Below are 11,874 nucleotides of genomic sequence, written 5' to 3' on the forward strand. Positions count from 1 at the left end.
AGTGTAAGATGTAACTATAATTAAAGGAACAGAGGATAAGAGTATGAAAACTTGTACACGATGTGGATGGCAGATGAAGGATGACGCTTCATTTTGTCCCAAATGCGGTATGCGCATGGCTCCCGGAGCGTCTCAGCCTGCTGCGCCTCAAAACATGAATCAGACGCCGTCATACCAGGGAAGGCCGCCGGTACCTCAAGGGACTCCTCCGGTACCTCAGGGAAGAATGCCGCAGCCGCAGGGAATGCCGCCTGCGCCTCAGGGGACGCCGCCGGTACCGCCCAAGAAGAAAAAGAAGAAATTCCCGTGGATTCTGGCGCTGATTTTAGTTTTTCTGATCACGTGCGCCATGACGGTGGGCGTGATTACCATGCTGAAACTCAAAAAAAATTCTGAGACAGTAAAAGGAATCACTGATCTGATCGAAACGGAATCTGTTGAAAAAACAACGGAAGAAGAGACGGAAAGCACAGCGGATGGAACAAAGGAAGAAGAAACGCAGGAGAGTACAACGGCCGAAGAGAGTGAAACAGAGGCCATTTTAGCTCTTGAAAAAGAGCCGCAGGATCCGGAAGGGTCTGTAAATGAAGGTAATACGGTGGGAAATGAACACTGTTTTGGCCGTATGGTATTTGACGGTAAGAATATTTATTACCGGAATTCCTATGACAACGCCAGGCTCTATGCATTTAAACCGGATGGAAGCAGCATTGTCAGGCTCTTAGACGAGCCGGTGAAAGATCTTCATTTGATCGGAGACTGGATCTATTACAGCGGAGAGCAGGATAATAACCTGTTTAAAATAAAGACAGACGGTTCTGAAAAGATAAAACTGACCAATCTGCAGTTTACAGCCGCAGATTCAGGATGCAGCTTTGAAACGATTGTGGACGGACGCCTTTATTATCTTTACGGGGGCGGCCCTGGTTACGGCTCGGATATCAGCGTGTTTGACGAGCAGACCGGACGGAGCTGGACCATAGCTCATATTACGCCGGACAAGGTGACGCGCCGCATTTCTCCTAATGTGGTGGGAGATTACCTCTATTATCAGCAGTCCGACGGAATCTACCGCTGCGGACTGGATGGAAGCAATGTGACCTGTCTGGTGCCTGGTTTGGTCTGCCATGAGTTTTTGATGGCGAAAGGCTATATTTACTTTGTGACCGCGCCTGAAAATGAATATCCCCAATACATAGGGCGTGTAAAACTGGACGGTACAGGTTTGGAGGAACTGGTGCCGGCCAATTCCAACGGTTATATGAAGCTGAACATTTTCCGGGATAAGGTCTACTATATCTCGGGAATCAATGCGGGAAATCTCTGTGTGATGGATTTAGACGGCTCCAATCAAAAGACCTTCCCTTATGTGCTGGATTGGTATAACATTATCAACGGAAAGATCTACATGAACAGCACGAGCCAGTCCAATGAGTGGACGCCGCTGTACAGTTGTGATTTAGATGGAAACAACCCTAAAGAATTGTTTGATGTGTCTCCGTTTAAGAAGATGGCGGATGGAACAGGGACTTCCGGCTGGGCGCAGGTTGGGAACGACTGGTATTTTTATAATATAGACGGTACCTGCCGTACCGGATGGCTTCTGGACGGAGGTTCCCAGTATTATCTCGGAGATGACGGAAAGATGAAACTGGGGCTGTGGATTGTGGATGAGGCTGGAAAAAAAGGGTATTATTTTGACGAAAGCGGTCGGATGCAGACCGGCACATTTACGTTCCAGATCAATGGAAAAGAAGAGAAGTATACGTTTTATCAGGATGGAACTTTTTCAAAATAGGCGGATTATAAGCCAGGTGAATTACAGGCTGGCTGCATAACATGCCGATGAAAAAGGGAAAAGGGAAAAGGGGCGTGAGGCAAAACGTCGGATTGGATCCGGCATTTGGGCTCGCGCCCCTGTTTTTTGCCGGCGCTGACGGCTAAGGGGGGAGACGGCGGAATATTCTGTAAAAAACAGCATATATAGATAATAATGACGCTTTGGATTGTAGTGGAATGACAGATAAAAAAAGATGGATGAAATGGCTGCTTTTCTGCGCGGCGGTTTTTTGTGCCGCGTATTTTTTGATTTCTGGCGAGGGATTTTTTAACATCAAGCGTGAAGGCATTTTCAAAAATGCCTTCACGCTTGATGTTAAAAATGTGGATGCACCTGTCGTAAAAGAGCAAAAACTGGTAGCTCTGACCTTTGACGACGGCCCTCACCCCCAATATACCAAACGTCTCCTGGAAGGATTAAAAAAGCGCAATGTAAAAGCAACCTTTTTTCTGATCGGAGCCAGCATAGACGGCAATGAAGAGATTGTCCGCCAGATGAAGGAGGACGGCCATCTGATTGGAAACCACAGCCACACCCATGTGCAGTTAACCGCAGAGGATGCCCAAAAGGCCTGTGAGGAAATTGACATGACCAACCGCAAGATCTACGAAATCACTGGTGAATATCCAACATACATCCGCCCTCCCTATGGTTCCTGGAGCGAAGAATTGGAGTGCATGGTGCCCATGACCGTGGTTTTGTGGGATATCGACCCTCTCGACTGGAAATACCAGAGTTCCCAGAGGGTGACAAAGCACATTTTAAAATATGTGGAGGACAACAGCATTATACTCCTCCACGATGTTTATGGAAGTTCCGTAGATGCGGCGCTGGAAGTCATTGACACACTGACGGCGCAGGGATATACTTTTGTTACAGTAGATGAATTGTTAATCGATTGACTGCGTCAGAAGATAAGGATTGGTGAACATGGATTTATTTGATTATATGAGAAGCAATACGATGGAAACAGAATCGCCTCTGGCTTCCAGACTGAGACCGTCCACCCTGGATGAAGTGGTGGGGCAGAAGCATATTATTGGTAAGGATAAACTTCTATACCGGGCAATCCAGGCCGATAAGCTGGGATCAATTATTTTTTACGGACCGCCCGGAACGGGAAAGACCACGTTGGCTAAAGTGATAGCCAATACCACAAGCGCTGATTTCCGCCAGCTCAATGCCACGGTGGCCGGGAAAAAGGACATGGAAGATGTGGTGAAAGCGGCCAAGGATTCTCTGGGGATGTATGGAAGGAAAACCATATTATTTGTGGATGAGATTCATAGGTTTAATAAAAGCCAGCAGGATTATCTGCTGCCCTTTGTTGAGGACGGCACGCTGATCCTGATCGGGGCGACTACGGAGAATCCATATTTTGAAGTGAACGGGGCTTTGATTTCCAGATCCCGTATATTTGAGTTGAAAGCACTGGAAAAAGACGATATTAAAGAGCTGATCCACAGGGCCGTTTATGATATGGATAAGGGAATGGGAAGCTACGGAGCGGTGATCGACGAGGATGCCATGGAATTTTTGGCCGACGTGGCTAACGGAGACGCCCGGGCGGCGCTGAATGCGGTGGAACTGGGCATTCTCACCACGGAGCGCAGTGCGGATGGTAAAATCCACATTGACATTGATGTGGCCCAGGAATGTATTCAGAAGCGTGTGGTTCGTTATGATAAAGATGGGGACAACCATTATGATACGATTTCTGCATTTATTAAGAGCATGAGGGGATCGGACCCGGATGCGGCGGTCTATTATCTGGCCCGGATGCTCTATGCGGGAGAGGATATAAAATTCATAGCCCGGAGAATTATGATATGCGCTTCTGAGGATGTGGGAAATGCAGATCCTCAGGCCCTGACCGTGGCGGTCAGCGCGTCTCAGGCGGTGGAGAGAATCGGAATGCCGGAAGCGCAGATCATCCTGTCCCAGGCAGTGCTCTATGTGGCCACTGCGCCTAAAAGCAATTCTGCAGTCATGGCCATAGACGGGGCGATGAATGCGGTGCGGACACAGAAAACGATGCCGGTTCCGGTTCATCTCCAGGACAAGCACTATAAAGGGGCGGAGAAATTAGGCCATGGAGCAGGCTATAAATATGCCCATGACTATCCAAACCATTACGTGGACCAGCAGTATCTGCCGGACGGAATGGAAAGAGGATGCTTTTACCATCCATCAGAAAATGGCTATGAAAAGAAAATTAAGGATCATATGTCTTTTCTTTTGGGGAAAAGTGGGTTATAATACAAGCAATACCTGAGTTTCCGCGCTTTTGCCGCGGAAACTCAATAAAATAAATGTTGCAGTTCAGGACGGCGGGAAAATCGGAAGAACATCCGATGCCTCTTGACCGGCTTTTCCAGTGAAGAAGATGAGCCGCTGCGGACAGCTGCAAATAGACAATAAAAGATAAGCTGCACTATAGAATTATCTAATATGTATCTAAATTTTCTTAAAAAAAATCCCAGGATAAAAGCATGACAGATTGAAAGGAAAGTAGAAATGAGAGAAAAATTAAAAACACTGCCATTGGCCGAGTTAAGGGAATTAGCCAAGAGCCAGGGTATAAAAGGAATCAGCACGATGAAAAAAGCCGATTTGATAGACGTATTGTGCGAGACCGCAGAACAAAACCAATCCAAGGAAGATAACGCCGCTCCGGCGGTAAAAGCTCCTGCAGCCCAGGAAAGCAATTCATTCAGACAGAATGACACCGCGCCTTCAAGACAGAGTGATTTTGCGCCTGCACGGCAGAGTGACTATACGCCTGCCCGGCAGAACGATTCCACACCTGTCAGACAGGGGGATTCCGCATCGCCCAGACAGGGATATAACAAAAATATACGCACCAATGTAAATGCAGGCGGCACCAGGACGGATGCCAGGAATGATGGCCGCAGTGACAGCCGCCAGCCGGCAGTCCGCAGTGAAGCCAAAGTGGATATCACGCCACAGGAACTTCAGGAATTGGACAGCGGCATGCTGGCAGAGGGAATTCTGGAAGTGATGCCGGACGGATTCGGATTCATACGGTGTGAGAACTTCCTTCCCGGAGAGAACGACGTCTATGTGGCTCCCTCACAGATCCGCCGTTTTAATATGAAAACAGGAGATATCATCCAGGGCAGCCGCAGGGTGAAGACCGCGACTGAGAAATTTGCGGCCCTGTTATATGTGAAAACCATCAACGGATATCCCACCTATGTGGTAGAAAAACGTCCTAATTTTGAAAATTTAACTCCTATTTTTCCAAATGTAAGGCTTCATATGGAAACGCCGGGAAGAACTACCACAGCCATGCGTGTTTTGGACCTGCTCTCTCCGATTGGAAAGGGACAGCGAGGTATGATCGTGTCCCCGCCAAAAGCAGGAAAAACCACACTGTTAAAACAGGTGGCAAAAGCGGTGACCACCAATCACCCGGATATGCATTTGATTATTCTGCTGATCGACGAGCGTCCTGAGGAGGTTACGGACATCAGAGAAGCGATTGTGGGTCCTAATGTAGAGGTGATTTATTCTACTTTTGACGAGCTGCCGGAGAGACACAAAAGGGTTTCAGAAATGGTAATTGAACGCGCAAAACGTCTGGTGGAACATGGAAGGGATGTCATTATCCTTTTGGACAGCATTACCCGTCTGGCGAGGGCTTATAACCTGACAGTCGCGCCCAGCGGAAGGACTTTATCGGGCGGTCTTGACCCGGCGGCCCTTCACATGCCTAAGCGTTTCTTCGGTGCGGCCAGGAACATGAGGGAAGGCGGCAGCTTAACGATTTTGGCAACCGCCCTTGTGGATACGGGCAGCCGTATGGACGACGTGATTTATGAGGAATTCAAGGGAACCGGCAACATGGAACTGGTATTGGACAGAAAGCTTTCAGAGAAGAGAATCTTCCCTGCCATTGACATATTAAAATCAGGAACCAGACGGGATGACCTGCTTCTTACGGATGAAGAGCGGGAGGCTGTGGATGTGATCCGCAAGGCGACCAATACCCTGAAACCGGAAGATGCGGTTGAAAAGATCCTGGATTTGTTTGCGAGGACGAAGAACAATAAAGAGTTTGTGGAAAACTCAAAAAAGATCCGTTTTTTCTAAGGATTTGAGCATATTAGACTTGCAAAGGAAATTATTCTATGATATACTTGTTAAGCTGTTTGTAAGACGAGACGTGGTTTTAACAGTTCAAATAGCGATTGTTAGATGATCACAGAACAATATAATTTATGAGATTTGAGAGGTGAATATCATGAGAGAAGGAATCCATCCAGCATACTATCAGGCAAAGGTTGTATGTAACTGTGGCAATGAATTTGTAACAGGTTCTACAAAGAAGGACATCCACGTAGAAGTTTGTTCCAAGTGTCATTCATTTTATACCGGTCAGCAGAAGGCTGCATCTGCACGTGGACGTATTGATAAGTTCAATCGTAAGTACGGTGTTAATGCTCAGTAATAGGGTTAATGACAGCTTGTGTATGCAAACTGTTTCATGCGAGGAAGACTTGCATAAAGGAAAAGATGATGACCATGCCTGCATGCGTCATCATTTTCTTTATTCCATAGGAAAATCCATCCTATGGAATAAAAACGCTCCGCTGTTATTCTCTTTGAAGTGAATTAGAAAGGTGGTTGCAGATGAAATATTCTGGAATTGGCGGTCAGGCCGTGATCGAAGGCATAATGATGAAAAACAAGCAGAATTATGCTACGGCAGTACGTAAGCCAGATGGTGAGATTGAGGTTTCAAAGGATACCTATGTCAGTATGACTGAGAAGGTTAAATTTTTCTCACTGCCATTTATTAGGGGGATTTTCAGCTTTGTTGATTCTATGATATTGGGTATGAAGACATTGACTTTTTCAGCCAGCTTTTTTGAGGATGACGAGGAATCGGAACCCGGAAGATTTGAGCTGTGGCTGAATAAGGTATTTGGGGAACGGTTGGAAAAGATGCTCATGACGGTTGTCATGGTATTTTCTGTTGTGATGGCCATAGGCATTTTTATGGTGCTTCCATTGCTGATATCGGGGGTGTTCAAGCGGTTTATTACATCTTCTACGGTTATGGCGATTATTGAAGGCTTGATCCGGATCAGCATATTTATCGTGTATATCAAGCTTATTTCCAATATGGAAGATATTAAACGCACCTTTATGTATCACGGCGCGGAACATAAATGCATCAACTGCATAGAACACGGGCTTCCCCTGAACGTAGAGAACGTGAGGAAAAGTTCAAAACAGCATAAACGCTGCGGAACCAGTTTTCTGATCATCGTTATGATCATCAGCATCCTGTTCTTCATGGTGATCAGGGTGGATAACGTATGGCTGAAGATTCTCAGCCGGATCGTTCTCATTCCTGTAATCGCAGGAGTGTCCTATGAATTTCTGCGGCTTGCGGGCCGGAGTGATTCGAAACTCGTTAATCTGCTCAGCAAGCCGGGAATGTGGATGCAGAATATGACCACAAAGGAACCGGATGACAGCATGATCGAGGTGGCCATTGCCGCCGTAGAAACCGTATTTGACTGGAAGGAATATCTGACAGAGAATTTCCCGGAGAATGACTATGGATTTGACGCTACAAGGGCTGCTGGATGATGCGGCAGAACAATTAAAAAATGCAGGGGTGCCGGATGCGGCATTGGATGCCAGGCTTCTTCTGTTTTTTGTTTTTGATCTGGATATGACCCGGTGGTTGATGGAGAGAAACAGGATCTTGGTGGAACATGACCGGGAGAAGGCAGAGGAATACCGCAGGCTTGTGGGCTTGCGGGGAATGAGGATTCCCTTACAGCATTTGACCGGCAGCCAGGAGTTCATGGGATTGGAGTTCATGGTGAACCGCCATGTGCTGATTCCGAGACAGGATACGGAAACCCTGGTTGAACAGGTTTTAAAGGATCATCCGGATCAGAACCTGGCCCTGCTCGATATGTGTACGGGATCCGGCTGCATTGCGGTCAGTCTGGCGGTTTTAGGCGGTTACCGGGAGGTGGTGGCCGTGGATATCTCGGCGGACGCGCTGGCGGTGGCTGAACACAATGCCAGGCGGCTCTGCAAAAAGGAAGGCCAGATTTCTTTTATCAGAAGTGATTTATTTGAACATTTGCCGGAAGGCAGGCAGTTTGATATTATTGTTTCCAATCCCCCCTATATTCCGAGTGAAGTGATCGGGGGGCTGGAACCGGAAGTCAGGGATCATGAACCGGCTCTGGCTCTTGACGGTACGGAGGACGGCCTGTATTTTTACCGGAAACTGGCCGGGGAATGCCGAAAGTATTTAAAGCCCGGCGGCAGTATTTATTTTGAAATCGGCTGGGATCAGGCAGATGATGTGGGCGGTCTGCTGGCCGATGCCGGTTTTACCCGGATTGTAACAGTGAAGGATTTACCGGGGCTGGACCGTGTGGTGAAGGCGACGGCCGGTGATTGTGATTAGATAACCAGGAGGTTACCATGTTTGATCGTTTAGATGATATTTTAATCCATTATGAAGAATTGATGCTGGAACTGAATAATCCGTCGGTTGCTGAGGATCAGAACCGTTTCAGAAAGCTCATGAAGGAACAGGCTGATCTGGCTCCCATCGTGGAAGCTTATAAGGCTTATAAACAGGCAAAGCAGGATGTGGAAGACAGCGTTGCCATGCTGGAAGAGGAATCCGATGAGGAGATGCGGGAACTGGCGAAAGAGGAATTATCGGATGCCAAAAGGAGGATCGAAGAACTGGAGCAGGAATTGAAGATCCTTCTGCTTCCCAAAGACCCTAATGACGACAAGAACATTATTTTGGAAATCCGCGCAGGTGCAGGCGGTGATGAGGCCGCTTTATTCGCTGCTGAATTATACCGCATGTATGTGAATTATTCAGAAAGCCAGCGCTGGAAAGTGGAACTGATCAGCGTCAATGAAAATGGAATCGGGGGCTTTAAAGAGGTTGTGGCCATGATTACCGGAAAAGGCGCTTATTCCAAGATGAAATACGAAAGCGGCGTGCACCGGGTACAGCGTGTGCCTGAGACAGAGAGCGGCGGACGGATCCATACCTCCACGGCTACGGTTGCTGTTATGCCTGAAGCTGAGGAAGTGGATGTGGTGATTGAGGATAAGGACATCAGAATCGATGTTATGAGGGCATCCGGAAACGGCGGCCAGTGTGTCAATACCACCGATTCCGCAGTCCGTTTAACCCATATCCCAACCGGAATCGTGATCTACAGCCAGACGGAAAAATCCCAGCTACAGAACAAGGAAAAGGCCTTCCGCCTGCTCCGTTCCAAGCTGTATGATATCGAACTGGAAAAACGCCAGAACGCGGAAGCGGATGAGAGAAGAAGCCAGATCGGTACGGGCGACAGGTCCGAGAAAATCCGTACTTACAACTTCCCTCAGGGGCGTGTGACGGATCATAGGATTAAGCTTACTCTGTATAAGATCGATTCGATTATGAACGGGGATATTCAGGAATTGCTGGACAGCCTGATTGCCGCTGACCAGGCAGCGAAGCTGAGCCAGATGAATGAGCAATAAGAGACTGCTGTTTCAAGCAGGGATAAAAAATAGATCCGTATATGTGCGGATCTATTTTTTTACCTATTGTTTATTTGGGCTGTACTGCCTGCAGGGAATAGTTAAGAACTAAATCCTTGCGGGTATATTTTTTGCGGAAATTCTGGCTGATTCGTTTTAAAACCATCTCTCCATTTTCATAAGTGGAGGTGGGGAGCAGAATCATGTACTGGCTGACGCTGTAACGGCTGTAAACGTCTCCGCGGCGGAGGGAACGGCAGATTGCTGTATTCAGTTCGTCCATGGCCTTCGTTAAAACCGACTGTTTCAGAAGATTTCCATTGATATCGGTAATGGTGAGCAGACAAAGGAAAATAGAATCACCTGTACGCTCAATGGCACGGCTCTCCAACTGGTAAATATCCCGGAATACTGCGTATTCGCAGTAAAAAGCGCCGCTCACATTGGAATCTTCGCGCAGAATGTCCTGAATGGCTGTTAAATCCGTTGTAATTCCATGTTTGGTATCCCGGATGATATTATACAGTTCTTTCAGGTGTGCGGATGGGGTGATGGCAAATTCATTATAGAACATATCAACCGTGTGGTTATAATGCTCCATCGCGCTGTGCTGGTTTCCGCTTTTATACAGAGAATAAATCAAATTATAATGAAGGTTTTCATCAAACTGTTCGACGGCGATTGCCCGCTGGCAGATATCAATGATTTTCTGGTAATTACCCTGAGATTTTAATATATCAACCGCCATTAAAACGATCTTTAAATATAAAGAATGATAATAGGTGCTGATAGGGACTACCCAGGATTCCCATTCCGACTTAGGAAGAAAATCTCCCTTATAAATATCAATGGCATCCAGGCAGTAATCCAGCTGGTCCTCAGGATCGGTTTGCGAATCCAGGGCTTTGTTAGCCATCTGTTCAAAAAGGTCGGCGTCCACAACCGTTTCCATGTCCTTGGTCCAGGCATAGGAGCCCCGATGTAAGACAATGAGATTCTGGGGCGGGTAATCCAAAGGAGTAAGCAGTTTCCGGGACCGGAAGAGAAGGGTTTTCAAAGCCCCGCCGGGGTTGCTGCTTTCGTCATTGGACCAAATCAGTTCGATCAGCTCATTGGGAGGAATCTCCCGGTTGCGGAATGTGATCAGATATTCCAGCAGGCACCATGGCTTCTTCGATTGATTGCTGCTTTCATTGATCTTTTTATCATTTATCGTAATGGAAAATTCGCCTAACATATTAACATAAACAGCAGGCTTTTTCGTCCCAATTTCCATATAATCCATCTCCTCACTTCAGGTAAACACAATACGTTACATTGAGTATACGGAAAAAAAGTAAGATTGTCTAGTGAAATTCAAAAAAAGATATGTATGTAACCATTTTGTAACCGGTATGGTTTATAATAAAAAATAATATGGATTAGTGGGTTAATAAACAAGTTATAGAAAGAAAAGGTGAAGCAGATGGCAATTTCCAAATCGAGTGCTTTAATAAACCAATACAGAGAATTTTTAATTGCAATAGATTCCTATGAAGATAAAAAGATCACAGGAAGGATTTACCACGCAAGCCGCAGCGTATCCATCCCATTTGATGGCCTGATCGAGATGGCCCGGTCTATGGAAACCATATTTGATGAGATTCATTATCCAATGCCTTCCATGGATCAAAGAAATTTCAGCAAGGTAAAAAATCCGCCAAAAATGGAGTTGAGAACCGTGGAGGCGGAGCAGGATGAGGCAAAGAAGGGCAGGCTTATGACCGCCAGGTTATCCATAAGGCACCGTTATAATGCCAGTTGGCAGGGAAATGCAGCTTTCCTGGAAAGCGGAGAAGAATATGGATTTATCAGCTTTTTGGAATTAGTGAAGCTGTTGAATAAACAACTGAAGGGAGAATCTGAAAGCGGAGAATGGGAAAACGGAGAGCCCGTATGCAGGATTGCGGTGGACGAATACGACAACCATTGCCTGGAGGGAAATATTCACCAGATCGTATCCGGTAAAAAACATTATTTCTGCAGTACGATCCAATTGATGGACTATATGGAGAGAATCCTAAACTCCCCCCATAATATCAGCAACGTGATAAATAATCAGGCGCTGAGCGTGTATCGGGAGAAGGGGAAAAAAGCAACGTTTGTTATCCGCATCTTGTTCCAACAGAACGGAACCTGGCAGGGGCGTATCTGCTGGAAAGATACCTCACAGATTATGAATTTCAGAAGCTTTTTGGAGCTCATTAAATTAATAGACACAGCATTGCAGAGCGTCGAAACATGGCACGAGGCGGAGCAGAAAGTGTTGTAGGGAATCTTTATTTAGTTGAGGAAGTTACGCAGGAAAGCGGGCCAAGGGGACGGACTGGATGTTTGGATGCGGGCGGGCCAAGGGGCATCCTTCGGGGATGAAAACCAGCTTCCAACCGTAAGTGAAACTAAGGCTCCAGGAATAGAAAAAGACGGTCCGATGCCCA

The 11,874-nt window shown here is 46.7% G+C and carries 10 protein-coding genes; 9 read left to right on the forward strand and 1 reads right to left on the reverse strand.

What is annotated here, in order from left to right:
* Positions 1–43: 43 nt before the first annotated feature.
* The 8 genes from GPL15_RS10295 to prfA all read left to right on the forward strand — a co-directional run bounded on the left by GPL15_RS10295 (position 44) and on the right by prfA (position 9,397).
* Complete coding sequence (locus GPL15_RS10295) at positions 44–1,798, forward strand: DUF5050 domain-containing protein (RefSeq protein ID WP_215698590.1); 1,755 nt, start codon at positions 44–46, stop codon at positions 1,796–1,798.
* 218 nt (positions 1,799–2,016) lie between these two features.
* Complete coding sequence (locus GPL15_RS10300) at positions 2,017–2,742, forward strand: polysaccharide deacetylase family protein (protein WP_215698591.1); 726 nt, start codon at positions 2,017–2,019, stop codon at positions 2,740–2,742.
* Positions 2,743–2,770: 28 nt separating this feature from the next.
* Positions 2,771–4,099: a replication-associated recombination protein A gene (locus GPL15_RS10305; RefSeq protein ID WP_215698592.1), complete on the forward strand. Its 1,329-nt coding sequence runs from the start codon at positions 2,771–2,773 to the stop codon at positions 4,097–4,099.
* A gap of 258 nt (positions 4,100–4,357) precedes the next feature.
* Entirely contained in the window at positions 4,358–5,956 is a 1,599-nt protein-coding gene (gene rho, locus GPL15_RS10310; protein ID WP_215698593.1) for a transcription termination factor Rho, read from the forward strand.
* A gap of 151 nt (positions 5,957–6,107) precedes the next feature.
* Positions 6,108–6,314: a 50S ribosomal protein L31 gene (rpmE, locus tag GPL15_RS10315; RefSeq protein WP_103229786.1), complete on the forward strand. Its 207-nt coding sequence runs from the start codon at positions 6,108–6,110 to the stop codon at positions 6,312–6,314.
* Between the two features lie 182 nt (positions 6,315–6,496).
* Complete coding sequence (locus tag GPL15_RS10320) at positions 6,497–7,465, forward strand: DUF1385 domain-containing protein (RefSeq protein ID WP_215698594.1); 969 nt, start codon at positions 6,497–6,499, stop codon at positions 7,463–7,465.
* Entirely contained in the window at positions 7,434–8,306 is an 873-nt protein-coding gene (gene prmC, locus GPL15_RS10325) for a peptide chain release factor N(5)-glutamine methyltransferase (protein ID WP_346344939.1), read from the forward strand. Before GPL15_RS10320 ends, prmC begins: the two co-directional genes overlap by 32 nt.
* A 17-nt stretch (positions 8,307–8,323) precedes the next feature.
* On the forward strand, positions 8,324–9,397 hold the full coding sequence (gene prfA, locus GPL15_RS10330; RefSeq protein ID WP_215698595.1) for a peptide chain release factor 1: 1,074 nt from the start codon (positions 8,324–8,326) through the stop codon (positions 9,395–9,397).
* 70 nt (positions 9,398–9,467) lie between these two features.
* On the opposite strand, the gene GPL15_RS10335 is transcribed toward prfA, so the two are convergent.
* A complete protein-coding gene (locus GPL15_RS10335; RefSeq protein WP_215698596.1) occupies positions 9,468–10,673 on the reverse strand; it encodes a bacterial transcriptional activator domain-containing protein in 1,206 nt (401 codons plus the stop codon).
* Positions 10,674–10,862: 189 nt separating this feature from the next.
* Between GPL15_RS10335 and GPL15_RS27415 the strand changes: the two genes are divergently transcribed.
* Positions 10,863–11,708: a hypothetical protein gene (locus GPL15_RS27415; protein WP_252198287.1), complete on the forward strand. Its 846-nt coding sequence runs from the start codon at positions 10,863–10,865 to the stop codon at positions 11,706–11,708.
* Positions 11,709–11,874: the final 166 nt, after the last annotated feature.

The sequence above is a fragment of the Clostridium sp. MCC353 genome (genome assembly GCF_018785315.1).
Classification (GTDB): domain Bacteria; phylum Bacillota; class Clostridia; order Lachnospirales; family Lachnospiraceae; genus CHH4-2.

Coding starts and splice junctions, on each gene's coding strand:
- GPL15_RS10335 (WP_215698596.1), bottom strand. CDS start 10,673: ATGGAAATTGGGACGAAAAAGCCTGCTGTTTATGTTAATATGTTAGGC.
- GPL15_RS10295 (WP_215698590.1), top strand. CDS start 44: ATGAAAACTTGTACACGATGTGGATGGCAGATGAAGGATGACGCTTCA.
- GPL15_RS10305 (WP_215698592.1), top strand. CDS start 2,771: ATGGATTTATTTGATTATATGAGAAGCAATACGATGGAAACAGAATCG.
- GPL15_RS10320 (WP_215698594.1), top strand. CDS start 6,497: ATGAAATATTCTGGAATTGGCGGTCAGGCCGTGATCGAAGGCATAATG.
- GPL15_RS10300 (WP_215698591.1), top strand. CDS start 2,017: ATGACAGATAAAAAAAGATGGATGAAATGGCTGCTTTTCTGCGCGGCG.
- rho (WP_215698593.1), top strand. CDS start 4,358: ATGAGAGAAAAATTAAAAACACTGCCATTGGCCGAGTTAAGGGAATTA.
- GPL15_RS27415 (WP_252198287.1), top strand. CDS start 10,863: ATGGCAATTTCCAAATCGAGTGCTTTAATAAACCAATACAGAGAATTT.
- prmC (WP_346344939.1), top strand. CDS start 7,434: ATGGATTTGACGCTACAAGGGCTGCTGGATGATGCGGCAGAACAATTA.
- rpmE (WP_103229786.1), top strand. CDS start 6,108: ATGAGAGAAGGAATCCATCCAGCATACTATCAGGCAAAGGTTGTATGT.
- prfA (WP_215698595.1), top strand. CDS start 8,324: ATGTTTGATCGTTTAGATGATATTTTAATCCATTATGAAGAATTGATG.